General features: G+C 70.8%; 25 protein-coding genes. 6 read left to right on the forward strand and 19 right to left on the reverse strand.

Annotated elements, in window-relative coordinates; all coding sequences use genetic code 11:
* Positions 1-79 precede the first annotated feature (79 nt).
* Positions 80-397 (reverse strand): hypothetical protein, encoded by a 318-nt coding sequence (locus AC3IF1_RS27760; protein ID WP_243969173.1) that lies wholly within the window; start codon positions 395-397, stop codon positions 80-82.
* A 207-nt stretch (positions 398-604) separates the two neighbouring features.
* On the opposite strand from AC3IF1_RS27760, the gene AC3IF1_RS27765 reads away from it, so the two are divergent.
* Both AC3IF1_RS27765 and AC3IF1_RS27770 read left to right on the forward strand, forming a co-directional pair.
* Positions 605-1,237: a 2OG-Fe(II) oxygenase gene (locus tag AC3IF1_RS27765; protein WP_489220192.1), complete on the forward strand. Its 633-nt coding sequence runs from the start codon at positions 605-607 to the stop codon at positions 1,235-1,237.
* Positions 1,238-1,302: 65 nt separating this feature from the next.
* The gene (locus AC3IF1_RS27770; protein WP_489220193.1) at positions 1,303-1,884 is read left to right on the forward strand and encodes a peptidase inhibitor family I36 protein; all 582 of its coding nucleotides are present in this window, start codon (positions 1,303-1,305) and stop codon (positions 1,882-1,884) included.
* On the opposite strand, the gene lpxB is transcribed toward AC3IF1_RS27770, so the two are convergent.
* The 9 genes from lpxB to AC3IF1_RS27815 form a co-directional block, all read right to left on the reverse strand.
* Entirely contained in the window at positions 1,881-2,975 is a 1,095-nt protein-coding gene (lpxB, locus tag AC3IF1_RS27775) for a lipid-A-disaccharide synthase (RefSeq protein WP_489220492.1), read from the reverse strand. The genes AC3IF1_RS27770 and lpxB overlap by 4 nt on opposite strands.
* Positions 2,976-3,043: 68 nt before the next feature.
* Positions 3,044-3,907, reverse strand: a complete 864-nt coding sequence (locus AC3IF1_RS27780) for an LpxI family protein (protein WP_489220194.1) — start codon at positions 3,905-3,907, stop codon at positions 3,044-3,046.
* A 12-nt stretch (positions 3,908-3,919) separates the two neighbouring features.
* Positions 3,920-4,738 (reverse strand): acyl-ACP--UDP-N-acetylglucosamine O-acyltransferase, encoded by an 819-nt coding sequence (gene lpxA / locus AC3IF1_RS27785; RefSeq protein WP_243969181.1) that lies wholly within the window; start codon positions 4,736-4,738, stop codon positions 3,920-3,922.
* Complete coding sequence (gene fabZ / locus AC3IF1_RS27790) at positions 4,735-5,211, reverse strand: 3-hydroxyacyl-ACP dehydratase FabZ (RefSeq protein WP_243969182.1); 477 nt, start codon at positions 5,209-5,211, stop codon at positions 4,735-4,737. Before fabZ ends, lpxA begins: the two co-directional genes overlap by 4 nt.
* A 133-nt stretch (positions 5,212-5,344) precedes the next feature.
* On the reverse strand, positions 5,345-6,403 hold the full coding sequence (gene lpxD / locus AC3IF1_RS27795) for a UDP-3-O-(3-hydroxymyristoyl)glucosamine N-acyltransferase (RefSeq protein ID WP_243969184.1): 1,059 nt from the start codon (positions 6,401-6,403) through the stop codon (positions 5,345-5,347).
* A gap of 52 nt (positions 6,404-6,455) precedes the next feature.
* Entirely contained in the window at positions 6,456-9,026 is a 2,571-nt protein-coding gene (gene bamA / locus AC3IF1_RS27800; protein WP_243969186.1) for an outer membrane protein assembly factor BamA, read from the reverse strand.
* 435 nt (positions 9,027-9,461) lie between these two features.
* The gene (locus AC3IF1_RS27805) at positions 9,462-10,616 is read right to left on the reverse strand and encodes a M50 family metallopeptidase (protein WP_243969188.1); all 1,155 of its coding nucleotides are present in this window, start codon (positions 10,614-10,616) and stop codon (positions 9,462-9,464) included.
* Positions 10,617-10,752: 136 nt separating this feature from the next.
* On the reverse strand, positions 10,753-12,339 hold the full coding sequence (locus AC3IF1_RS27810) for a DHA2 family efflux MFS transporter permease subunit (protein WP_489220195.1): 1,587 nt from the start codon (positions 12,337-12,339) through the stop codon (positions 10,753-10,755).
* Between the two features lie 8 nt (positions 12,340-12,347).
* Complete coding sequence (locus AC3IF1_RS27815; RefSeq protein ID WP_489220196.1) at positions 12,348-13,583, reverse strand: HlyD family secretion protein; 1,236 nt, start codon at positions 13,581-13,583, stop codon at positions 12,348-12,350.
* A gap of 139 nt (positions 13,584-13,722) precedes the next feature.
* On the opposite strand from AC3IF1_RS27815, the gene AC3IF1_RS27820 reads away from it, so the two are divergent.
* Positions 13,723-14,361, forward strand: a complete 639-nt coding sequence (locus AC3IF1_RS27820) for a TetR/AcrR family transcriptional regulator (protein WP_489220197.1) — start codon at positions 13,723-13,725, stop codon at positions 14,359-14,361.
* Between the two features lie 12 nt (positions 14,362-14,373).
* On the opposite strand, the gene dxr is transcribed toward AC3IF1_RS27820, so the two are convergent.
* The 4 genes from dxr to pyrH all read right to left on the reverse strand — a co-directional run bounded on the left by dxr (position 14,374) and on the right by pyrH (position 17,856).
* The gene (dxr, locus tag AC3IF1_RS27825) at positions 14,374-15,552 is read right to left on the reverse strand and encodes a 1-deoxy-D-xylulose-5-phosphate reductoisomerase (protein WP_489220198.1); all 1,179 of its coding nucleotides are present in this window, start codon (positions 15,550-15,552) and stop codon (positions 14,374-14,376) included.
* 19 nt (positions 15,553-15,571) lie between these two features.
* A complete protein-coding gene (locus tag AC3IF1_RS27830; RefSeq protein WP_243969196.1) occupies positions 15,572-16,429 on the reverse strand; it encodes a phosphatidate cytidylyltransferase in 858 nt (285 codons plus the stop codon).
* A 19-nt stretch (positions 16,430-16,448) separates the two neighbouring features.
* Positions 16,449-17,012 carry a ribosome recycling factor gene (gene frr, locus AC3IF1_RS27835; protein ID WP_243969198.1) on the reverse strand — a complete coding sequence of 188 codons (564 nt, stop codon included), beginning with the start codon at positions 17,010-17,012 and terminating at the stop codon, positions 16,449-16,451.
* Positions 17,013-17,133: 121 nt separating this feature from the next.
* The gene (gene pyrH, locus AC3IF1_RS27840; RefSeq protein WP_243969200.1) at positions 17,134-17,856 is read right to left on the reverse strand and encodes a UMP kinase; all 723 of its coding nucleotides are present in this window, start codon (positions 17,854-17,856) and stop codon (positions 17,134-17,136) included.
* 176 nt (positions 17,857-18,032) lie between these two features.
* On the opposite strand from pyrH, the gene AC3IF1_RS27845 reads away from it, so the two are divergent.
* On the forward strand, positions 18,033-18,965 hold the full coding sequence (locus AC3IF1_RS27845) for a diacylglycerol/lipid kinase family protein (protein WP_489220199.1): 933 nt from the start codon (positions 18,033-18,035) through the stop codon (positions 18,963-18,965).
* On the forward strand, positions 18,962-19,777 hold the full coding sequence (locus AC3IF1_RS27850) for a metallophosphoesterase family protein (RefSeq protein WP_489220200.1): 816 nt from the start codon (positions 18,962-18,964) through the stop codon (positions 19,775-19,777). Before AC3IF1_RS27845 ends, AC3IF1_RS27850 begins: the two co-directional genes overlap by 4 nt.
* Before the next feature lie 28 nt (positions 19,778-19,805).
* Here AC3IF1_RS27850 and AC3IF1_RS27855 read toward each other — a convergent pair whose 3' ends face one another.
* From AC3IF1_RS27855 to AC3IF1_RS27865, 3 genes are all read right to left on the reverse strand, one after another.
* Positions 19,806-19,952 (reverse strand): hypothetical protein, encoded by a 147-nt coding sequence (locus AC3IF1_RS27855; RefSeq protein ID WP_489220201.1) that lies wholly within the window; start codon positions 19,950-19,952, stop codon positions 19,806-19,808.
* A gap of 101 nt (positions 19,953-20,053) precedes the next feature.
* Positions 20,054-20,980, reverse strand: coding sequence for a translation elongation factor Ts (gene tsf, locus AC3IF1_RS27860; protein ID WP_489220202.1), 927 nt, complete (start codon positions 20,978-20,980; stop codon positions 20,054-20,056).
* Between the two features lie 117 nt (positions 20,981-21,097).
* Positions 21,098-22,165 carry a 30S ribosomal protein S2 gene (locus AC3IF1_RS27865; RefSeq protein WP_243969209.1) on the reverse strand — a complete coding sequence of 356 codons (1,068 nt, stop codon included), beginning with the start codon at positions 22,163-22,165 and terminating at the stop codon, positions 21,098-21,100.
* 321 nt (positions 22,166-22,486) lie between these two features.
* Here AC3IF1_RS27865 and AC3IF1_RS27870 point away from each other — a divergent pair, with 321 nt between their 5' ends.
* Positions 22,487-22,648, forward strand: coding sequence for a hypothetical protein (locus AC3IF1_RS27870; RefSeq protein WP_489220203.1), 162 nt, complete (start codon positions 22,487-22,489; stop codon positions 22,646-22,648).
* Positions 22,649-22,673: 25 nt separating this feature from the next.
* Here the strand turns inward: AC3IF1_RS27870 and AC3IF1_RS27875 are convergent, their stop codons facing one another.
* Both AC3IF1_RS27875 and AC3IF1_RS27880 read right to left on the reverse strand, forming a co-directional pair.
* On the reverse strand, positions 22,674-23,411 hold the full coding sequence (locus AC3IF1_RS27875) for a pseudouridine synthase (RefSeq protein ID WP_489220204.1): 738 nt from the start codon (positions 23,409-23,411) through the stop codon (positions 22,674-22,676).
* Positions 23,408-24,313: a class I SAM-dependent methyltransferase gene (locus tag AC3IF1_RS27880; protein ID WP_489220205.1), complete on the reverse strand. Its 906-nt coding sequence runs from the start codon at positions 24,311-24,313 to the stop codon at positions 23,408-23,410. Before AC3IF1_RS27880 ends, AC3IF1_RS27875 begins: the two co-directional genes overlap by 4 nt.
* Positions 24,314-24,380 lie beyond the last annotated feature (67 nt).

Here is a 24,380-nt window from a genome sequence, read left to right on the forward strand (position 1 = left end):
ATAGTGGCCGTGACCCCGCGCTGTCGCGTGAAACTTTCGTCATCGTCCGGGCCTGCGTCGATTTACGCCGGCCGGCCGCTCACCAGTTCCATTCCTCGAAGCCCGGCTCGCGGCAATGATAGCCGATCGGGCATTGCGGGTTGTCGCGGGTGGGCACGAAGCGCAATTCGGCGATCTCGGAGCCGCTGCACTGGCCGGGGCCGCTGACGAAACGCTCGGGCGCCGCGCCGGCGGCGATCACCACGTCCCGCTCGCCTCTCACCAATGCCATCGCCTCCGCGCAGGTCATCCGGGCCGTCATCGAGCCGCGCGGCGCCCGGGATTGGGCGAACGCCTCCGCCCCGGTCGCGACCGCGACGAGGTGCACGCACAGCAAGGCGAGGGCCAGCGGCCTCATCAGACACGGGTCCAACATGCGCCCAGGAAGAAAGTCCGCGGGCATCGCACTATCCTGCACGGGCGGGCGGCCGGAGACTGTCACCGGAATGCGCCACCGGGCGGCTTTCGCCGTCGGACCGCCGCAATCGGCGGATTATGAGATTCCTGGAACGGCCGCCCGGCACGCCGGAGACGACGCGTCACCAGGGAGCCAAGGGATCCACCGATGTCCGCCCTTTCGATCCTCGATATCTCGGCCATCCGCGCCGCGCCGGTGTCCCGCGAGCCCTACGCCTACACCCTCGGCAGCAACGTCCTGAATCCCGACGCGATCGACGCGATTCGCCGCGACTTCCCCGACATCGCCAAGCCCGGCTACCTCACCGTGGACGAAGTCGCCCTGAAGGGCCGCTTCAAGGCGCTGATCGACGAGCTGGAGAGCGATGCCTTCTCGGAGATCCTGGGCGCGAAGTTCGGGATCGACCTCGTCTCCTGCCCGCGGCTCACCACGATCATGCGGCGCAGCCAGCCGAAATACGGTTCGATCCACACCGACGGCCCCTCGAAGGTGCTGACGCTCCTCGTCTACATGAACGACGCCTGGGACGCGCCGGCCGCCGGCCGGCTGCGGGTGCTGTACGACGGCCGGAACTACGAGCCCTTCGCCGTCGAGGTGCCGCCGACCATGGGGACGATGTTCGCGTTCCTGCGGGCCGACAATTCCTGGCACGGTCACGAGCCGTTCGAGGGCGAGCGGCGGGTGGTTCAGGTGGCGTGGCTGAAGGATGCCTCGGAGCTGGAACGCAAGCGCAAGCGCAACCGCACGGCGCAGTTCCTCAAGGGGATCTTCGGCCGCTGAACGGACGCGAGGGTCGGACGATGGGGGCGGTGGTGCTGGCGGATCCGGGCGGGGGACCTCGTTCCGTGTCCAGGCGTCGCTACGTGCTGCCGGTGCTCCTCGTCATCGGCTGGGCCGGGCTCTTCGCCTACAGCGCGGCCTACCTCACCGAGGACCTGCCCTTCCGGCCCCAGAAGCCTGAAGCGGCCTCACCCGTCGAAACCGCCTCCGGGCAGGCGCCGCCGCCGCGGCCGGTGGTCGTCCTCGACAGGCCGCGCGGCTCCGGCCCCGGGCCGGCCGCGGATGCGGTGCCGGCCGTCCAGGCCATTCGGGCGCCGGCTCCCCCGTCCCGTCCCGCACCGGCGCCCGTCGGCGCCGAGTATGTCGGCCTCTGGGGGCCGCACCCCAACGCCTGCGCGGCCCGCTCGCGGCGGCGGGGCTACATCCCGGCGATGATCGCGCAGGATCAGGCTCGGGCCGGCCGCACGCTCTGCACCTTCCACGACACGCGCCGCGCCGGAAACGCGTGGGTGACCGCGGCCGAGTGCAACGACCGCGGCCGCCGCTGGGCGTCACAGGTCCGGCTGACGGTGGAGGGCGATCACCTGACCTGGTCGAGCAGCCGCGGCACCGTGACCTACACCCGCTGCGGCCGGCGCGCGGGCTAGGCGTTCGACCGCTCGGCCGCCTCCAGCACGATCCGCGCGGCGGCCCGGCTCGGCGTGTCGGCATCCCGGAGCCGCATCCGCGCGTCGATCCGGGCGAGCGCCGCACATTGCGCCGCGCGCGCCGCGCCCCCCGTCAGGAGGGGCGACAGGGCTTCGGCGAGCCGTTCCGGCGTGCAATCCGCCTGGACGAACTCCGGCATGGCGTTCTCGGCGAGGATCAGGTTCGGCAGAACGATGCTCGGGACCTGGATCAGCCGGCGGGCGATGACCTCCTCCATCCGGGAGACCTTGTAGGCGACGACCATAGGGACGCCCGCCAGCGCCAGTTCCAGCGTCACGGTCCCCGAGGCCGCCAGCGCCGCGCGCGCGCCGCGGAACGCCGCGTATTTCGGCGCCTCGCCGGTGACGATCCGCACAGGAGCCGGCCAATCCGCCGACAGGCGCTCGATCAGGGCGCGGTGGCGCGTCACGGCGGGCAGCACCGCCTCGACCGGCAGCACCCGCCCCAGCCGGGCGAGCGCCTGTCCGAAGACCGGCATCAGCCGCTCGATCTCGGACCGGCGCGACCCGGGCAGGACCACGAGGCTGTACGGCTCCGCCTCCCGGTGCCGGAGATCCGCGCCGGCCGGGCGCAGCTCGGGCAGGCGCTCGATCAGCGGGTGCCCGACATAGGTGCAGGGCGGCCCCCCGAGCCGCAGATGCGCGTCGGGCTCGAAGGGCAGCAGCGCAAGCACGTGGTCGATGAACGGGCGCATGCCCTTCGCCCGCCAGGGGCGCCACGCCCAGACGCTCGGCGAAACGTAATCGATGATCGGGATGGCGGGGGCCGCCTTGCGCACCCGCTTGGCTACGGCGTGGGTGAAGCCGGGGCTGTCGATGATCACGAGGACGTCCGGCCGGGCGCGCACCGCCGCCTCGGCGGTCTCGCGGATCCGCCGCAGGAGCGTGCGGGCGCGGGCGAGCACCGGCAGGTAGCCCATCACCGCAACGTCATCCAGGGGGAACAGGGAGGGGAAGCCCGCCTCCGCCATCGCCTCGCCCCCGACCCCGCCGAAGGCCGTATCGGGGGCCGTCTCGCGCAAAGCCCGCATCAACTTGGCGCCGAGCTGGTCGCCGGAATCCTCGCCGGCGACCAGCCAGATGGTGGGTGATCGCGCCGTCACGGCGCGCCCCCGTAGCCGACCACGAACAGGCCGAGCCGGTCCGCCTCCGCGGCGGTGGCGGCGCGGTCGATCACCAGGGTCCCGCCGGCTTCGAGGGCTAGGCCGACACAGCCGGCCCGGGCGGCGTTGCGCACCGTGCGCGGCCCGACCGCCGGCAGGTCGACGCGCAGATCCTGGCCGACCTTGGGCGCCTTCACCAGCACGGTCGCGGGGAGCGGCCGCCCCCAGCCGAGCGGTCGCCGCCCAAGGGCGCGCGCCCGGGCGAGCATCCGGTCCGTCCCTTCGGGTCCCTCGGCGGCCAGCACCCGCGCGCCGGCCACCACCACGGCCTGCCCGAGGTCGAAGGGCGAGAGCGCGGCCAGCACGCCGCACCCGGTCCGGATCGAGGCGGCCGCCTCCGCGCCCGGCGCCCGGCGCCCGATCGGCCCCTCCGGGCAGAGCAGATCCGGCGCCGCCTCGTGGACGCCGAGGATCCGGTGACCCGCCTCCTCAACGAGGGTCAGCGCCGCGCGCAGGAGCCGGTCGTCGCCGCCCCCCGCGATGGCGCGCAGGGCCTCCCGGTTGCGCAGGGCCGCCCCGGCGTTGAGGATCGCCGCCGGGCTCGGGCGCGAAACGCCCCCGGCCGGGATCACGATGGCCGGCCCCCATCGGCGCAGCAGCTTCAGGGTGGCGGCGAGGTCGAGGAGGTCGACGGTGGCATCCGCGCTGGCGCGCAAGCCCCGCCCGGTGAAGCCCCGGAGCGCGATCACCCGGAACGGCCGACGCGCCCGGCGCAGGGATTCGGCGACGAGTTCGGGCAGGCGCCCGGCCCCGGCGATCAGCACGAGGGCGCCCTCGGGCACAGGATCGGCCTCCGCCATGGCCCGGGCCGTTCAGGCGGCGCCGATCGGGGTCGGGACCTCGCGCGGCGTGCAGATCGAGCGCTTGCCGCCGACGCGGATGAAATCGAGGATCTCCCGCACCGCCGCGTGGGACTCGAAGGTCGCGGCCACGTCCTCCACGCGCTCCATCAGCGTGCCCTCCGGGGCGAAGAGCAGGCGGTAGGCCCGCCGCAGGGCGTGGATGTCCTCCCGGGCGAAGCCCCGGCGCTGCAGGCCGATGATGTTGAGCCCCGACAGGCAGGCCCGGTTGCCCAGCACCATCCCGTAGGGAATGCAGTCGTTCTCCAGGCCCGAGAGCCCGCCCACGAAGGCATGGGCCCCGACCCGGGCGAACTGGATCACGGCGGCGCCGCCGCCGAGGATGGCGTAATCGCCCACCGCGCAATGGCCGGCCAGCATCACGTTGTTGGAGAAGATGACGTGATCGCCCACCCGGCAATCGTGGCCGACATGGGAATTGGCCAAGAAGGTGCCGTGATCGCCCACCACCGTCTCGAGGCCGCCGCCGCTCGTGCCGGGATTCATGGTGACGCCCTCGCGGATCAGGCAATCCGAGCCGATCGTGAGGGTCGAGGCCTCGCCCCGGTATTTCAGGTCCTGCGGCGGGTGCCCGATCGACGCGAAGGGGAAGATCCGGGTGCGCGGGCCGATCGTGGTGCGGCCCGCCAGGACCACGTGGCTGACGAGTTCGCAATCCGGCCCGAGCTCGACCTCGGGCCCGACATGGCAGAAGGGACCGATCCGCACCCCGTCGCCGATCCGCGCGCCCGGCTCGATCACGGCGCTCGCGTGGATCGCGGCCGCGCTCACTCGGTCACCAGCATGGCGCCGATCTCGGCCTCCGCCACCAGGGTGCCGTCGACCCGGGCCTCGCCGCGGAACCACCACATGGTCCGGCGCTGGTTCATCTTGCGCATGTGGAAGCGCACCTGATCGCCGGGGGTGACCGGCTTGCGGAACTTGCACTTGTCGATGGTCATGAAGAACACCTGCTTGGTGCGCAGCTCGTCCGTGCGGATATGACGGCAACAGATCGCCCCGGCCGTCTGGGCCATGCCCTCGATCAGCAGCACGCCCGGGAAGACCGGCAGGCCGGGAAAATGCCCCATGAATTGCGGCTCGTTGGCCGTGACGTTCTTGATCCCGACGCAGGATTCGTCGCGGTCGATCTCGACGATGCGGTCGACCATCAGGAACGGATAGCGGTGCGGCAGCAATTCCAGCAGCGTCTGGATATCGGCTATGCCCAGCTCGCCGCCGGTCTCGCGCGCCGCCTCACTCATCAAATCCCGCACCTCGACGTGCCGCCCGCGGCGGCCTGGCATCCGGCCGCCGATGGCGGACAGAGCGCTCTCTTCGGAAGAAATCGCCGGAAGCGCAAGGCCTTCCGGACAAACCGGCCGGATCCGGGACGGCTCAGGCCTCGTCCTCCGCCGGGGCCTTCCCGGAGCGCTCGGCGAGGCGCGCCAGCGTCGTCAGCTCGCGGAACCAGGCCCGGACGGGCTTGGCCGGCGTCCCGCCCCAGCGGCTGCCCGGGGGCACGTCGCGGTTGACGTTGGACGAGCCGGCGATCTGCGCGCCGCGTCCGATGCGCAGATGGCCCACCACCCCGACCTGGCCGCCGAGGACCACGTAATCCTCCAGCGTGGTCGAGCCGGAGATGCCGACCCCGGACACGATCACGCAGTGGCGCCCGATGACGACGTTGTGGGCGATCTGCACGAGGTTGTCGATCTTGGTCCCTTCCCCGATCACCGTATCGCGCGAGGCGCCCCGGTCGATCGTGGTGTTGGCGCCGATCTCAACATCGTCCTGGACGATCACCCGGCCGATCTGCGGGACCTTGAGATGCGTCGCGCCCATGGCGAAGCCGAACCCGTCCTGGCCGAGCCGCGCCCCCGGGTGGAGGATCACCCGATTCCCCAGCAGGGCGTGGCTGAGGGTCGTGCCGGCGCCGATGGCGCAGTCGCGCCCGATGCGCACGCCCGGGCCGATCACCGCGTTCGGGCCGACCACCGTCCCCGCCCCGATCTCGGCGCCCGGGCCGATCACCGCACCCGGATCGACCGTGACGCCGTCCTCGAGCCGGGCCTCCGGATGGACATGGGCCCCCGGGGCGATGCCGCGGGCGGCGAATTGCGAGCCGGGACGCAGGGCGTCGGGGTGAAGGCGCCCGAGCAGCGTGGCGTAGGCGCGGTAGGGATCGCGGCTGACCAGGGCGACGGTCCCGGCCGGGCACCGGGCCACGAACCGTGGCGAGACCAGGCAGGCGCCCGCCCGGGTCGTGGCCAGCGCGTCGCCGTAGCGGGCATTGTCCATGTAGGCGAGGTGCTGCGGCCCCGCATTTTCCAGGGGCGCCGCACCGACGAGCCGAGCTTGCGGATCGGCGCCCTCCGGGAGGGCGGCGCCGGCGACCCCCGCGATCTCCGCGAGGGTCAGATCTGCCGCGGCGGCGAAGAAGATAAGGTCGGTCATGCGCGATAACGCGCCGGCCCGGGTGATCCGGCCGGCGCGCTTGAGATTTTGATCAGAAGCGCGAGCCGCCGGAGAAGCGGAACGCCTGGGTCTGATCCTTGCCGATATGCCCGATCTTGTTGAGCAGCGGCACGTACACGGACTGACCCTCGTCCTTCGTCAGGGCGTAGGCGTAGTCGAAGCGGATCGGGCCGAGCGGCGAGTTCCACAGGATGGACGCGCCCACCGAGGAGCGGATCGCGGCGGTGTCGCGGACGTTCACGCATTCCGGCTCGACGCCGATGGTGAAGGCCGAGAAGTTGCACTTTCCGGTCTGCGGCGCGGTGCCGTTGATGAACCCGTCGCCGTTCACGTCGAAGCTGCGCTTGCTGTGATAGCCGAACAGCGTGCCGGCATCGGCGAAGAGCGCGCCCTTCAGGCCCAGGTCGCGCGGGACGCCCGGCAGCGGGAACTGCACTTCGAGGGTACCGCCGATATAGGTCGAGCCGCCGATCGCGTTCGAGCGGGCGTCGGCGATGCCGACGTCGCGCGGACCGATGCCGTTCGGCGCGAAGCCGCGGACCAGCGACGGGCCGAGGAAGAACTCGTCGGTGACCCGCAGGGGCTGGCCGTTGATCGACTGGATGTGGCCGCCCTGGAACCGGACGAAGCCGATCACGTCCTCGAAGAGCTCCTTGTAGTAACGCGCATCGGCGGTCACGCGGAAGAACTTGGAGTCGCCGCCGAGGCCGGCGACGTCGGGCTTCAGCTCGGCGTAGAGGCCGTTATGGGGCGCGCCGACGACGTCGAGGGTCGAGTAGGCGAGCGTCAGGCCGGCCAGGGAGGTCAGGGTGTTGCCCTGCGAGCCCTTGATGGCGATCGAGGCCTCGCCGTCATAGGCGCAGTTCGGGTAGAGCGCCTGCCCGCCGATGTTGCGGCCCGTATTCGGGTCGATCGTGCCCGCCGCGTAGGTGGCGGTGTAGCCGGGGATCGGCACCGAGCAGTCGTTGTACGGCCGCTTCAGGGTGTTCGGCACCTTCAGCTCGGTGTTGTACAGCGAGTAGCGCAGCGTGACGCCGAACTCCTCGGTGATCGGCAGGCCGAGGCGGAGCTGCCCGCCATAGACCGTGGTCTCGTAGCGCGAGTACCGGGTCAGGTCGGAGTACTTGTAGAAGGCGTCGAAGCCGGCTGCGAGGCGGTAGCCGAGGAAGTACGGCTCGGTGAACGAGAAGTCGACGCCGCGCGAGTACTGGCCGCCGGTGCCCGCGAGGCGGACATACTGGCCGCGGCCGAGGAAGTTCGACTCGGAGACCGACACTTCGCCGATGATGCCGTCCTGGGTGGAGTAGCCACCGGCCACCGAGAACGAGCCCGTGGGCTGATCCTCAACGTCGATGTTGATCACCACCCGGTCCGGGGCCGAGCCCGGCTCGTTGGAGAAGCGGACCTTCTTGAAGAAGCCCAGCCCGTTCAGGCGCCGCTCGGCGCGGTCGGTGAGCACGCGATTGTAGGCGTCGCCCTCGGCGATATCGAGTTCGCGGCGGATGACGTAGTCGCGGGTGCGGGTGTTGCCCCGGATGTTGATGCGCTCGACGTAGACGTGCGGGCCGTCCTCGACCACGAAGCCCAGGGAGACCTGGTGGGTCGCCGGGTCGCGCTGGCCGGTCGGGCGGACCTGCGCGAACGGGTAGCCCGCGCGGTTCACCTCGCGGGTGACGTTGTTCAGCGTCTTCTCGACATCGTCGGCGTTGTAGACGTCACCCACGGCGGCCGTGATGCCGCCGTCGAGCCGGGCGGTATCGAGCCCGGGCAGGCGCGTATCGACCTGGACCGCGCCGACCTTGTACTGCTCGCCCTCGTTCACCGTGACGGTGATGACGTAGCCGGAGGACTCGCCCTCGACGTAGCGGGCGTCGGCGCTCACCACCTGAAAATCGGCGTAGCCGTTCTTCAGGTAGTAGCGGCGCACCTGGTCGAGATCGTTGGTGATGCGGTCGGGATCGTAGACGTCGGAGGTCTTGATGAACGACAGGAAGTTCATCTCCGAGGAGCTCATCAGCCCCTTCAGGGTCCGGTCCGAATAGGCGTTGTTGCCGACGAAGTTGATCGAGATGATGCCGGTCTTGTCGCCCTCGTCGACCTGGTAGATCACGTCGACGCGGCCGTTGGGCAGGTCGACGGTGCGGTAGGTCACCTTGGCGGTGCCGCGGCCGAAGCGCTTGTAGACGTCGCGGATGCGCGCCAGATCGGCGTTGACGATCGCCTCGCTGTAGGGGCCGCGGGCCTTGGCCTCGACCACGCCCTCCAGGGTCGCCTTCTCGATCTTCTTGTTGCCCTCGAAGACCACGCGGTTGATCAGGTTGTTCTCGCGGACGGTGACCACCGTGCGCCCGCCCGACTGGGCGACCTTCACGTCCGAGAACATGCCGCTCGCCAGCAGATTGCGGCGGGCCTCCTCGGCCGAACCCGACGCCGTGCCGGTCACGTAGGACCGGACCGTATCGGCATCGACGCGCTGGTTGCCCTGGACGACGATCTGCTGCGCCTGGGCCGCCCCGCCCAGGACGACGCCAAGACCAGCAGTGACTAGGACGATGGTTCTCCGCACCGACTTGCGTCGGTGCTTCCCCGTCAACGACATCATGCAATCGCCCGTTTCTGTTCTGGTCGCGGGGGTTAGCCCGTCACAGGCGACCGTTGGTCGGCCGTCCTGATCACCTGGTCCAAGCGTGGCTTCGGTCCAAGCGTAGCTCTTAGCGGGATTCCCCTGCCAAGCAAACGCGCGGGAGGCCATCGTCAGGGGATTTTGGGGGGTCGTGGCCTTCGCGCCACTTAACGAAGCGCCCCGTCGGTCGGCAAACGGCGGATCGTGGTAAACGCCGCGTAAACACCTGCCGCAGCGCGATTTTTCACGCCCGCAGGCGAACGCGGTCACGGCCTGTTAACCGGATTTTGACCCGTCGGCGGGGCCGAGATCGGGCGGCTTCGGGGCCGGATCGCGGCGGGAATCAGGCATCGTTTCCGGTGGAGATCGGACAGGATCCCCAGGCGCCGCCCGCCGGTCCGCAACGCCTCCGGATCAGGTGTTCCGCCAGGACGCGCCGAGGTTGAGGATGTCGTTCCAGGCGGCGAACAGCATCAGCATCAGGACCAGGGCGAGGCCGATGCGGAAGCCGATCTCCTGGGCGCGCTCGCTGAGCGGGCGGCCCCGGACCACCTCGAAGGCGTAGAACAGCAGGTGGCCGCCATCGAGCAGCGGCACCGGGAACAGGTTCAGCAGGCCGATCGAGACCGATAAGAGCGCGATCAGCCCGACGAGGCCGCCGACGCCGCCGGTCTTGGCGACCTCGCCGGAGACGCGGGCGATGCCGATCGGACCCGAGAGCTGGTCGGCGGATTCGCGGCCGGTGGCGAGCTTGCCGAGATACGAGAAGGTCCGCTCGACGACGAAGTAGGTCTCCTTCACGCCGAGGTTCAGGGACTCGACGGGCCCGTAGCGCACGAGGCGGGCCTCGGACCCGGCCGGCGAGCGGATGCCCAGCCGGCCGATCCGGTGGCGGCCGAACGGCGTCTTCTCCTCGAAGGTGGCGGGGGTCGCCTGGATGGTGATCGGGTGATCGTCGCGCTCCACCGTAAAGGTCAGCGGCGTCCCGGCGCTGCCCGTCACCGTCCGATACATGGCGTTGAAGTCGCCGATCGTTTCACCGTCGATGGCGGTGATCACGTCGCCCGGCTGGAACCCGGCCTGGGCGGCGACGCTGCCCGGCTCCACCGAGGAAACCCGGGCGGGCAATTCGTAGCGTCCGCCGAGCCAGATCGCGCCGGCGAAGAGCAGGATCGCCAGGATGAAATTCGCCACCGGGCCGGCGGCGACGATCGCGGCGCGCTTGGCCACGGGCTGGGTCGGGAAGCTGATCGCCCGCTCCTGCGGGCTCATCCGGGCGACGGCCTCGGGGTCGGGCATGCTCGCCCCGTTCACGTCGCCGTGGAACTTCACATAGCCGCCGAGGGGGATCGCACAGAGCTTCCAGCGGGTGCCGCGGCGGTCGTTGAAGCCGAACAGTTCCGGCCCGAAACCGAGGGAGAAGGCGTGGACGCCGACGCCGCACCAGCGGCCGACCAGGAAGTGGCCCATCTCGTGCACGAACACCACGACGGTGAGCACGAACAGGAACGGGATCAGGGCGCCGAAGAAGCCACCGGCGGTGCCGCCCATCGCGTTGAGGAAGTCCATAAGCCGATCCCTGGCCGCCTTGGCGCCGGTATCCCGCTCCGGCACATCCCGACATCCTAGCAGATCGGGGGGGCGCACCGCCAACGCAATCCTGCGCGGGATCGCGCAGCGTCGCGGCCCCCGGGGGGCTGGGCCGTCAGTGGCCCCCGCCGCCCCCGGGTCCCCCGCGCGGGCGCCGGACCAGCGGCACCGCGCAGGCCATCGCCAGGAACAGCACAGTGAGGGCGAGGAACACGTCCTCGAAGGCCATCACCAGGCCCTGGATCCGGACCGTGTTGGTCATGGCCTTCAGCGCCATATCGGGGGCGGCGCTGCCGAAGGATTCGAAGCCGCGCTGGAGGCTGTCGAGGCGCTCAAGTGCGGCGGTGCTCGTCCAGCTGAAGCGCTCGTGCAACCGGGCGAGATGCAGGTCCCACCGGTCGTTCAGGACCGTGTTGATCAGGGCGAGACCGACGGCGCCGCCGAGGTTGCGGGTGAGGTTGAACAGGCCGGAGGCATTCTTCATCCGGGCCGGCGGCAGGGTGCCCAGCGCGATGTTGTTGATCGGGATCATGCACAGCATGAGCGAGCAGCCGCGCAGGATCTGCGGCAGCAGCAGTTCCCAGAAGTCCCAATCCTTGGTGAGGCCGGTGACGATCCAGGTGCCGCAGGCGAAGCCCGCGAAGCCGAGCCCCATCATGATCCGCGGGTCGAGCTTGCCCGAGAGCCGGCCGGCGATCGGCGCGGTGATGAACATGAATAGCCCGGAGACGAACATCGTCTCGCCGATCATCAGCGCCGAGTAGCCGCGCACCCGGGCGAGATAGACCGGGTAGATGTAGGTGAGCCCGTAGAGCCCGATGCCCAGGACGAAGCTCGCGACGCAGCCGCTGGCGAAGTTGCGGTCGGAGAAGGCGCGCAGGTCCACGATCGGCTGCTTCGCCGTGAACACCCGCCAGAAGAACAGCAGACCCGAGACGCCGCAGATCACCGCGCAGGCGAACACCGCCTCGTCCTGCAGCCAATCGTGGTTCGGGCCCTCCTCCAGCACGTATTCGAGGCAGCCCAGGAAGCCCGCCATGAAGACCAGGCCCAGCCAGTCGAAGGCCTGCAGGAGCGCGTGGTTGGGCTTGTCGAAATCAACCAGGATCCAGGTCGAGACCGTGACGAAGATGCCGGGCACGACGTTGATCAGGAACAGCCAGTGCCAGGACATCAGGTCGGTCAGGTAGCCGCCGACCGTGGGGCCGATGGTCGGCGCCAGGGTCGCCACGAGGCCGATCATCGGCGAGACGATGGTGCGCTTCGAGGGCGGGAAGATCGTGAAGGCGGCCGCGAACACGGTCGGGATCATGCCGCCGCCGATGAAGCCCTGCGCGGCCCGCCAGACGATCATCTCGCCGATCGACGTGGAGGTGGCGCACATCAGGCTCATCAGCGTGAAGCCGCCCGCCGAGATCGCGAACATCCAGCGGGTCGAGAGCACCCGCGACAGGGTGCCGGAGAGCGGGATCGAGATCACCTCGGCGATGAGGTAGCTGGTCTGCACCCAGGGGATCTCGTCGCCCGAGGCCGACAGGCCGGCCTGGATCTCGTTCAGGGAGGCCGAGACGATCTGGATGTCCAGGATCGCCATGAACATCCCGAAAACCATGCAGACGAACGCCACCATGCGGCGGCGGTCGAGGGGTGGCTCGGCGGCGCGGGCCGGCGCGCCGGGCGTCAGGGCGGCGGTGGCGGCCATGGACCGGCTCAGCGGAGCGCGGTGCTGACCGGCGGCCCGGCGGCGGCCCGGTCGAGGACCGAGCGGTCCGCGCCGGCGCGGGTATCGACCCGCACCACCGCCGACAGGCCCGGCCGCAGCAGGCCCTCGCGGGCCACCGCCTCGGGCACGCGCACCCGCACCGGCAGGCGCTGAACGATCTTGGTGAAGTTGCCGGTGGCGTTGTCGGGCGGCAGAAGGCTGAACACCGACCCGGAGGCCGGCGAGAACGATTCCACCACCCCCTGGATCTCCCGGTCCGGATAGGCGTCGACCGTGACCGTCACCGGCTGGCCCGGGCGCATGCGCTGGACCTGGGTCTCCTTGAAGTTCGCGTCGATGTGCACGCTCTGGAGCGGCACGAGGGCGGCGATCCGGGTCCCGGGCGCGACGTAGGCGCCGGCCTCCACGGCCTTGTTGCCGACGACCCCGTCGAAGGGCGCGCGGATCACCGAGAAGTCGAGGTCGCGGCGGGCCCGGTCGACGGCGGTGCGCAGCTCCGCCGCCACGCTCTCGGCTTCGCGCTTCTGCGCCTGGAGGACGTCGACATTGGCCCGCGCGGCGGCGAGGCCGGCCTCCATGGCCTTCACCGAGGCCTCGGTCCGGTCGCGGTCGGCGCGGGTCTGGTCGATGCGCGACTTGGCGACGTAATCCGCCTGCATCTGCATCGACCGGGCGAAATCCGCCTGGGCCCGGACGGCGTCGGCCCGGGTCGCGTCGAGCTGCGCGGCGGCCTGGGCGACCTGAGCCTGGGCCGCCTCGGCCTGCCGGGCGATCCGGGCGATGGTGCTCTCCTGGGTGGCGAGCTTGTCCTGCGCGGCCTGGAGGGCGAGGCGGTAATCGCCGTCGTCGAGCTTGGCGATCACGTCGCCCTTCTTGACCGACACGCCGTTCACCACCGGGACGGATTCGAGGTAGCCCGAGACCTTCGCGGCGAGAACCGAGATGTCGGCCTGCACGTAGGCATCGTCGGTCGCGACGAAGAAGCGTCCGACCGTCCACCATTGCCAGCCGACAGACGACCCGATGCCGAGCGCGGCCGCCAGCGCGGCGAGCAGGACGACCCGCCGGAGCGGGCGCTTGCGGGCGGGGGCCGCATCCACGACGGGCACGGTCGGCTCTGGCGCGACGGGGGCAGGTGCACGCGGTGTCGCGGTCTCGGCGCGCGTCTCGTCACCGCATTCGCCGGTGGGGGACGGCCGATCGGCCTCCTCGCGAAGAGACATCGCACCACCTCACGGATAGTGACCGAACCGTTCGGTCAAAAATTCGGCAGCGCCTTGACGCGACTCCGGATCCGCCTCAGGTTACGTTGACCGAACGGTTCGGTCAAGCGTGACAGCGTCTCGGACGCGGAGCGAAACCATGGCTCAGGGTGCGGTGCTGGAGCGGGGACAGGCCCAGCACGAGGGCGACAAGCGTTGGCAGATCCTCGACGGCGCCCGCCGGGTGTTCCTGGGGTCCGGGTTCGACGGGGCCAGCATGGGCGAGATCGCCCGGGCCGCGGGGGTCTCCAAGGGCACGCTCTACGTCTATTTCGACAGCAAGGAGGCGTTGTTCGAGGCGCTGACCATTCAGGAGAAGAGCCGCCTGGCCGAGGCGCTGTTCACCCTCGACGCGGACGATCCCGACGTCCCGGGGGTGCTGAACCGGCTCGGCGTGAGCTTCCTCAGCGAGATGTGCCGGCCGGAACACGTCTCCCTGGTCCGCATGGTGATCGGGGCCAGCGAGAAGTTCCCACGCTTCGGGCAGGTCTATTACGAGGCCGGGCCGGCCTGCGGCGTCGAGCGTCTGTCGGGTTATCTCGACGCGCAGGTCCAGGCCGGTCGGCTGCGGATCGCCGACACGGAACTTGCCGCCCGCCATTTCCTGCATCTCTGCCAAGCCGGCCTGCTGACACGACTCCTGTTCGGCGCGGGCGGCATCGCCGACGCGGCCGGCCGGCAGCACCAGGTGGACGAGGCGGTGCGGATGTTCCTGGCCGGATACGGGCCGACGCCCTGACCCGCGCCGCTCTCAACCCGCGGCGCGCAGCTCCGGCAGGGCCTCGGTGCTCCAGACCCGGACATGAGCGTCGATGGCGAGCGCCTCGTCCACGTCGGCCGGCGCGGTCCCGTACGGGCCGGCGAAGTGGGCGCAGGCCCGCTCGACGAGGTCGCTGATCCCGTAGAAGCCGATCCGGCCGGCGATGAAGGCCGCCACCGCGATCTCGTTGGCGGCGTTCATCACGGTCGGCGCCGCGCCGCCGGCCGCCAGGGCGGCCCGGGCGATCCGCAGGCAGGGGAAGCGGTCCTCGTCCGCGGCCTCGAAGGTCAGCGATCCGAGCTTGACGAGGTCGAGGGGCCGGCCGCGGGCGATGGTCAGCCGGTCGCCGAGACCGAGGCAGTGCGAGATCGGCACGCGCATGTCGGGCAGCGCCAGCTCGGCGGTCACGGCCCCGTCCAGCCAGTAGACCATCCCATGGATGACCGATTGCGGGTGCACGACGACGTCGAGGCGTTCGGGCTCGATCCCGAACAGGTGGTGCGCCTCGATCAGCTCGAGGCCCTTGTTCATCAGGCTTGCGGAATCGATGTTGATCTTCATGCCCATCGACCAGGTCGGATGGGCGGCGGCCTCGGTGGCGGAGGCGGCGGCGATTCGCTCGCGGGTCCAGGTCCGGAACGGGCCACCCGAGGCCGTGATCATCATGGTACGGACGTCGGCCAGCGGCCGTCCGGCGAGCGCCTGGTTCAGGGCGTCGTGCTCGGAATCCATCGGCAGGATCGTGGCGCCGTAGCGCGCCGCGTCGCGCATGAAGGCGTCGCCGGCGCAGACGAGGCTCTCCTTGTTGGCGAGCGCGACCGTACGCCCGAGACGGAGCGCCGCGTGGGTCGATTTCAGGCCCGCAGCCCCGCTCACCGCCGCCACCACGATGTCGGCGTCCCGGGCGACCGCCTCCATGACGGCCCCCTCCCCCGCGCCGCTGGGGATGCCGGAGCCCGACAGGGCCTCGGCGAGCGCGGGCCCAGCGGATTCGTCGGCGAGGGCCGCGAAGGACGCGTTCAGGTCGCGGGCCATCTTGGCCAGGGCGACGGGATCCTTGCCGCCCACCAGCGCACCGACCCGGAACCGGTCCGCGTGCTGGGCGAGCAGGTCGGCGGTGGAGCGCCCGATCGAGCCGGTGGCGCCGAAGACGGTGACGATCTGGCTCACGGGTTCAACTCCCTCGTCGTCACGCGATCAGGCCGCCGCCGCGCAGGGCCAGGTACAGCGCCGCCAACAGGGCGACGGCGAAAAATCCGTCGAGCCGGTCCATGACCCCCCCATGGCCCGGGATGAGCTTTCCGGAATCCTTCACGCCGTAGCGGCGCTTGAGACCGGATTCGATGAGATCGCCCGCCTGACTCAGGACGGAGGCGAGCGCGCTCACGCCGGCCACCACCGGCAGGGAGGCGGTGCTCGGCAGGGTCATCCCGGCGAGGTCGGCGACGACCGGCACCAGCGTCCCGGCCGCGACCGCGCCGATCAGACCGCCCAGCGCCCCCGACCACGTCTTATTGGGCGAGACCCGGGGCATCAGCTTGGGGCCGCCGATCTTCCGGCCGGCGAAATAGGCGGCGATGTCCGTGGACCAGACCACGGCAAACATCCAGGCCGGGCCGACAAGGCCGATGGCAGGATCGTCGCGCAGGGCGACCGGCACAGCTGCGATCGCCCCCGCGCCAAGGATCCCGACAAGCGCCCGCAGCCGCCCCCGGCCGGTCCGTGCCACCGTGGCACAGGCCGCGGCGCCGAGGATCAGGACGGCGAGGCAGGCGGGCGCCGGGGCGCCGCCGCGCGCGCAGAGCAGCAGGGCGGCGAGGGTCGCAGCCCCCAGCGCGATCAGCACCTCCCGCGGCTCGGTGCGGCTCATCACCATCCACTCGGCGAAGCCGACGATGCCAGCGGCGAGCCAGATCCCCGCGAAGGGCCAACCGCCATAGACCAGGGCAGCCAGAACGCCGGTCCCGAGCACGAGGCCCGAGGCGACGCGAAGCCACAGCTCGCGCCGTCCCTTCGGACGCGCGGCCGGTGCCGCCGCGGAGGTCACGCGCGCCTCGCCGGCCAACTCAGACCTGCATGATCTCCTTCTCCTTGGAGGCCAGCACGCCGTCGATCTCGGCGATGAACTGGTCGGTCGCCTTCTGCACGTCGGCGGCCTGGCGCTTCTCGTCGTCCTCCGAGATGGCGCTGTCCTTCAGGAGCTTCTTGAGGTGGTCGAGCCCGTCCCGGCGGACGTGGCGCACGGCGACGCGAGCCTCCTCGGTGTATTTGTGGGCGACCTTGACCATCTCCTTGCGGCGCTGCTCGTTCATCTCGGGGATGCGCAGCCGGATGGTCTGGCCCTCGGTCTGCGGGTTGAGGCCGAGATCGGATTCGCGGATCGCCTTCTCGACGGCCGTGACCATGCTGCGGTCCCAGACCGAGATCGACAGGAGCCGGGGCTCCGGCACGCTCACGGTGGCGACCTGGGCCATCGGCATCAGCGAGCCGTAGGCATCGACCTGGATCGGATCGACCAGGGACGGCGTGGCGCGCCCGGTGCGCAGGGAGCCGAGGTCCTTCGAGAGCGAGGCGACCGCGCCCTGCATCCGGCGCTTGATGTCGTTGAGGTCGAATTCCGGTGTGGCCATGATGTTCGTCCCGACACGTCTGACGTTGTCTTGAGCCCGGCGCGGGCGGTGGCGGCCTCAATGGACGAATTTGTTCAGGGCCGCAAACCTCGCGGGGTCCGGATCCCGCCTGCGCAGCCCGTCAGGGCGAGACCAGGGTCGAGGGCGCCGCCCCGGACAGGATCGCCGCGATGGAACTCGGCGGGTGGAGCGAGCCGACCACGATCGAGAGCCGGCTCTCCCGGGCCAGGGCGAAGGCGGCGGTGTCCATCACCTTGAGGTCGCGGGCGATCGCCTCGTCATGGGTCAGGCGGTCGTAGCGGGTGGCGTTCGGGTCCGTCTTGGGATCGGCCGAGTAGACGCCGTCGACCTGCGTCGCCTTGAGCACGGCGTCGCAGCGCAGTTCGGCCGCGCGCAGCACCGCGGCGGTGTCGGTGGTGAAGAACGGGTTGCCGGTGCCCCCGGCGAGGACCACGACCTGGCCCTTGTCGAGGTGATGCAGGGCCGGCTGGCGGGCATAGGTCTCGCAGATGGTCGGCATCGACACTGCCGACATCGTCCGCGCCGGGACGCCGGCGGCGTTGAGCGCGGTCTCGATGGCGAGTGAGTTCATCACGGTCGCCATCATCCCGAGGGAATCCCCGGTGGCCCGGTCGATCCAACCGGCCGCGGAGATCGTCGCTCCGCGGATCATGTTGCCGCCGCCGACCACGATGGCGATCTCGGCACCGGTCTCGATGGTGCGGGCGATGTCCTCTGCGAGCGCCGCCAGCGTCGGCGGATGCAGCCAGTAGCCGTCGGGGGCGGCGAGCGCCTCGCCCGACAGCTTCAGGAGGATTCGGCGAAACGGCGTCGTCTCCGGCATCTCGATCTCCGACCCCGTCCCGCATCGCGCAAACCGGGAGGCTTCTACGTCAGGCGCGGGAGCGGCGTCGAGGGGCGCTGCGCCATTCGGCGGGGATCGTCGGTCGAATCGCGACCGACACGGGAACGACGTGCAGCCCTGGCAAAGCGGGCCGGATCGACCATCCCGGGACAGCCATGCGCATCGCACTGGTGATCAATACCGCATCGGGCAGCGTCGGCGCCGGCGCGGCGCCGGAGGCGATCCGGGCGCGGGTTGCCGCCGCGGGGATCGAGGCTTTGGGCGAGGCCGACCGGGGGGCCTCCCTGCCAGCGCGCATCGCCGCCGCCGTGGCCGAGCCGGGGATCGACGCGGTGGTGGTGGCCGGGGGCGACGGCACGGTCGCCTGTGCGGCCGCCGCCCTGGTCGGGCACGCGACACCGCTCGGCATCCTGCCGCTCGGCACCATGAACCTGCTGGCCAAGGATCTCGGCCTACCCCTCGACCTCGACGGCGCCATCGCCAGTCTTGCTACGGGCGTGCGGCGCCCGATCGATGTCGGCGACGTGAACGGCCGGACCTTCGTGATCAATTCGGTGCTCGGCATGCCGGCCCGGGTCGCCCGCCACCGGGAGGCGCATCGCGAGCGCCGGGCTTTCCGCACGCTCCTGCGCTGGGCGATCGGGATGCTGCGCCATCTCGGCCGCTATCCGCGGCTCACCGTGACCGGGCTGATCGACGGGACGGCGCGCCGGCTGCGGGTGCGGCTGATGGCGGTGGTGGTCGGCGACTATGTCGAGCGGCCGGGCCAGGTGCTGCTGCGGGCGCCGATCGACGCCGGCCGGCTGACGCTCGACGTCCTCGCCGACCTGTCGGTCTGGCGCAGCCTTCGGCTCGCCCTCGGCTTCGCGCTGGGCGATTGGCGCCGCCTTCCCGAGGTCGAGCGGCTGCCGGTGAGCGACCTGACCATCGGCTCGCGCAGGCAGGCGCTGCGGGTCATGAACGACGGCGAGGGGCTGCTGATCCCGACGCCCCTGCGCTACCGGATCCGCCGCCACGCGCTGACGGTGATCGTGCCCCGCACGGACGAGGCCGGACCGCGCTTCGAGGACGGGATCGGGGGCGCATGAGGTGGATCAGTCACATCTCCGACCTCCATTTCGGCCGGACCGACCCGGCCGTGGTCGAGGCCCTGGTCGACGAGCTGAACGGGGACGCACCGGACCTGATCGTCGCCTCGGGGGACTTCACCATGGCGGCGCGGCCTCTAGAATTCGCGCAGGCCCGCGCCTTCCTGGACTCCCTCGCGCCGCCCTGGATCGGCGTGCCGGGCAACCACGATATCTCGCCCTATCACCTGCCGCAGCGCTTCCTCCGGCCGTTCACCCGCTACCGGCGGGCCATCGCGCCGGACACGGAACCGTGTTTTGCGGATGCGGAGATCGGTGTCGTCTGCCTCAATACGGTGCGGCGCTGGGCCCCCGAGCGGGACTGGTCGCAGGGGTTGATCCGCCCCAGCCAGATCGCCCGCACCGAGGCGCGCTTCGCTGCCATGCCCGGGCATCTGTTCAAGATCGTGGTCGGTCACCACCCGTTCATGCCGCCGCCCTGGGACGAGGAAGCCCGGCTCGTGGGGCGTGCCGACCTGGCACTGGCGTCCTTCCGCCGCTGCGGGGTCGGGCTGACCCTGTCCGGGCACCTGCATCGCCACTACGCGCGCTTCGTGGGCGGGGACGACCCGGATACGGCGGTGGTGGATCGGGGTGCGCTGCGGGTCCGCCGGGGGCAGTTGCTCGCGGTCCAAGCGGGCTCGGCGACCTCCACCCGCCTGCGCGGGAACGAGCCGAACGCCTATAACCGCATCACCGTAGACGGGGGCTACGCCGCCATCTCGGTCCGGATCTGGGACGGACGCGCCTGGACCGATGCGGCGCCGGCATGAGCGTAGGCCCTCACGCCGGCGCCAGATTTCAACTTCCCGCCAGGACGCCGACGGCGCCGAGGACGGTCATGACGAGACCGGACGCAAACACGCCGATCATGAGATAGGAGAAGGGTTTCAGAGCCATGCCGCCAAGGTAGTGCGCATCCGCGAGATCGGGTGTGCGCTGCAGCACGCTTCATCGTATCCCCGGTGCCGTCCAACGAAAAACCCCGCCCGGCGCGCGCCGGACGGGGTTTTTCCGGATCCTCGGACCGGGCGAGCGGTCCGGAAAAATCAGGCGCGGCCGGCCTGCTGGGCGACCTCGGTGGCGAAGTCCGGACCGTCTTCCTTCTCGATGCCTTCGCCCAGGGCGTAGCGGACGAAACCCGTCAGCGCGACCGGGCCGCCGACCTTGCCGGCGGCCTCCTTGAGCACCTGGCTCACCGTCTTCGAGCCGTCGTGCACGAAGGGCTGCTCCAGGAGGGTAACCTCCTTGTAGTAGCTCTTCAGCCCGCTCTCGATGATCTTGGCGAGCACGTGGTCCGGCTTGCCGGCGTTCTTCTCGCGCAGGATGTTCGATTCGCGCTCCACCGTGGCGGTGTCGACGCCCGAGGCGTCGAGGGCCACCGGGTTGGTCGCGGCGACGTGCATGGCGATCTGCCGGCCGAGCGCCGAGAGGGCGTCGACGTCACCCTCGGATTCGAGGGCCACGAGCACACCGATCTTGCCGAGCCCCTCGGAGATCTGGTTGTGCACGTAGGAGGCGATCACGCCCTTCTTCACCTCGAGCTTGGCGACCCGGCGCAGGTTCATGTTCTCGCCGATGGTGGCGATCAGGGCCTGCAGCTTCTCCGAGACCGTCTCGCTGGCGCCCGGGAAATGGGCGGCCTGAAGCCCCTCCAGCGTGCCGTCGGTGTTCAGGGCGATCTTGGCGGCCTCGCGGACGAAGGCCTGGAAGGCGTCGTTGCGGGCGACGAAGTCGGTCTCGGAATTCACCTCGACCACCGCGGCGTGATGGCCAGCGGACTCGACGGCCACGAGGCCCTCGGCGGCGACGCGGCCGGCCTTCTTGGCTGCCTTGGCGAGGCCCTTCTTGCGCAGCCAGTCGATGGCGGCCTCGATGTCGCCCTGCGTCTCGTTGAGCGCACCCTTGCAGTCCATCATGCCGGCGCCGGTCTTCTCCCGGAGCTCCTTCACCATCGCGGCGGTGATGTTGGCCATGGCGGTCCCTTTCGTAGATCTGGATGAGAGAGGCCCGGCGCGCGGGTGAGCGGCCGGGCCCGGTATGCCGAATCCGCGACGGCCCGATGACGGTGCCGCCGCGACGTACCCGCTGGATCAGACCGCCGCGGCGGCCTCGACGAAGCCCCGGGCCTGCGAAACCCACGAGTCGCGATCGATGCGGCCGTTGAGCTTCAGGTCGTGATCGACCTTGGTGACATCCTCGGGCGTCATCGCGGCGATCTGCCAGTAATGGTAGATGCCGGCATCGTTGAGCTTCTGCACGATCTGCGGGCCGGCGCCGTTGAGCTTGGTCAGGTCGTCCGGGGCGCCGCGCGGGGCGGCGAGCAGTTCGAAATGCTCGGTCGTCTCGGCGAGCATCGCCACGTCGGCCGGGTCGAGGGCGTCGGACTCGACCGTGACGGCTCCGTCGTCATTGGCCGGCAGCGCCTCGGCCATCGGCTCCTCGGAGGCGCCGAGATCCATGCCGGACGAGCCCTGGGCGCGGGAGATGCCGTCGATGGCCGCCTTGGCGATCAGGTCGCAATAGAGCGCGATGGCGCGGCCGGCATCGTCGTTGGCCGGCACGATGTGGGTGATGCCGTCCGGGTTGCAGTTGGTGTCGACGATGGCGGCCACCGGGATCCCGAGGCGGTTCGCCTCCTTGATCGCCAGCTGCTCCTTGTTGGTGTCGATCACGAACAGCAGGTCCGGCACGCCGCCCATGTCCTTGATGCCGCCGAGCGCCTTCTCGAGCTTCTCCTTCTCGCGGGAGAGCATCAGGCGCTCCTTCTTGGTCAGGCCCGGGCCGCCGGTCTCCAGCGTCTCGGAAACCTTGCGCAGGCGCGAGATCGAGCCCGAGATCGTCTTCCAGTTGGTGAGCATGCCGCCCAGCCAGCGGGAGTTGACGTAGTACTGGGCCGAGCGCTTGGCCGCCTCGGCGATCGTGTCGGCCGCCTGGCGCTTGGTGCCGACGAACAGCACGCGGCCGCCCTTGGCGACGGTGTCGCTCACCGCCTGCAGCGCCGTGTGCAGCGCCGGCACGGTCTGGGCCAGATCGATGATGTGGATGTTGTTGCGCGTGCCGAAGATGTACGGCTGCATCTTCGGGTTCCAGCGGTGCGACTGGTGACCGAAATGGGCGCCCGCTTCGAGGAGCTGACGCATAGAGAAATCGACGGCCATGCTGTGTGTACTCTCCGGTTGGATCCGCCGCGGAGGGATGCAGCCGCCCGACGCTGTCGGGCGGCCACCGGAAACGCCTCATTCAGGCATGAGGCCGGCTCCGCGTGTGGGATGGGCGGGCGCATAGCAGAGCCGGGGGCCGGACGCAAGGATTCGGGTGACGCGGAACGGGATGGCACCGCCGGGAGCTTGCAACCCGGCGCCTCCAAGCTCGATCAGACACGATAGGGTTGCCGTGGCCTTCGACACGCTGAAATGCGCCCGGACGCTCCGGGACAAGGCCAAGCTCTCCCCCGGGCAGGCCGAGGGATGGCCGATGCCATGGCCGAAGCGCTCAAGGGCGATCTGGTCACGAAGGCCGATCTGCGTGCCGAACTGGCCGAGACCCGGGCCGGGATCGTCCGCCCGGTCGCCGGATTGATCGGCTTTCAGACGCTCGCGGTCATCGGCGCCGTGGTCGCCCTCGCCCAATCGCTCCCTTGAAGCCGCAGATCGTCGGCGGCGCTCCTCATTTGCCCGCGAACAGCGCCGCAACATCGCTGACTGTCATCACCCGATAAGCCCCCGCCGCCAGATCATCCGGCAGGTCGAGGCCGCCGACCCGGTCCCGGTGGAGCGCCGTGACGTGGTTGCCGACGGCGGCGAACATCCGGCGGACCTGATGGTAGCGGCCCTCCGTCAGCGTCACCGCGCACTGCGTGGCGTCCTCGACGTCGAGCCGCACCGGCAGCAGCGGCCGCTCCTCGCCCTCCAGCATCAGGCTCCCCGAGGCGAAGAGCGCCGCCTCGGTCCCCGCCAGCGGCCGGTCGAGGGTGACCCGGTAGCGCTTCGCCACATGGGCCTTCGGGCTGATGATCCGGTGCAGCAGGGCGCCGTCGTCGGTGAGCAGCAGCAGGCCCGAGGTGTCCTTGTCGAGACGGCCGACCGTGGAGAGCGGCGGGTCGCGGCGGCGCCAGCGCTCGGGCAGCAGCCCATAGACCAGCGGGCCGGCTTCCTTGTGCGAGCAGGTGACGCCGAGGGGCTTGTGCAGCATCAGGCACAGGCCGGGCAGCGGGTCCAGGCGCGCGCCATCGACCGTCAGGCGGTCCGGGAGATCCGGGTCGAGGGCGATCCGGTCGCCGGCATCCGCCAGCGCGGCGCCGTCGAGGCGGATCGCGCCGGCGCGGGCCAGCCCCTGGATCTCCCGTCGGGAGCCGTAGCCGAGATTGGCGAGCAGCTTGTCCAGGCGGACGGCCTTCGCGCTCACCGGCGCGCCTCGTAGACCCGGTACCCGTTCGCCTGCGCGGCCACGGCGACGGTGCGGAAGGCCGCGCGCAGGGGCGCCTCGTAAGGCAGGTGCGCGTTGGCCACGAGCCACAGCGTACCGCCGGGCCTCAGGGCCTCGACGGCCCGGGCGATGAAGGCCCGGCCGAGGGCTTGATCCTCGGCGCCGCCCTCGTGGAAGGGCGGGTTGGTGACGACGAAGTTCAGGTCGCCGAGTTCCAGACCGGGTGTCCGGATATCGGCCCAGAGGATCGTCGCCCGCGGATCGGCGACGTTGCGGCGGGCCATCTCCACGGCGCGGCGGTCGATCTCCACGAGGGTCATCGCGGTCACCGCCTCCGAGGACAGGACCGCCCGGGCCAGGATCCCGAGGCCGCAGCCGAAATCGGCCCCGCGCCCCTTCAACGCCGGCAGGGTGCTCAGGAGCAGCGCCGTGCCGGGATCGAGCCGGTCCCAGGAGAAGATGCCGGGCTGCGTGCACAGGGCGAGATTGTCGACGTGGCGGGGGGCGCCCGCGTCGATCGCCTCGGCGATCCCGGCCGGCTCGGGCGGCCGATCGGCCACGCAGATCCGATGATGGCGCCGCGGCTGATCGGCGGCGGCGCAGCCGAAGGTGCCGAGTTCCTTGGCCAAGCGGGTGCCGCCCTTGTCCTTCGGCGCCAGGGCGATCATCCGGCCGCCGGGTCCCAGCGCCCGCAGCACCTGCGCCAGCACGTAGCGCCGCTCCACCGTTCCGGGCGGAGCGAGGATCGTGGCGGTGTCGAGGCTGTTCTCGGTCAGATCCTCCAACCGGGAGGCGCCGGGAATCAGAGGGGAAACCTGAACGGCATCGCCGGGGACCTCGGCGAGATCCACCGGCGGCAGGCCGTATACGGCATGTCGCATGAATGATTCGAAAGTTGGAGAGCCGGCTCCGGAACGCGGATCCGCGGCGGTGCGGGAGGAACCCGCG

Source organism: Methylobacterium sp. E-012, from assembly GCF_057836545.1.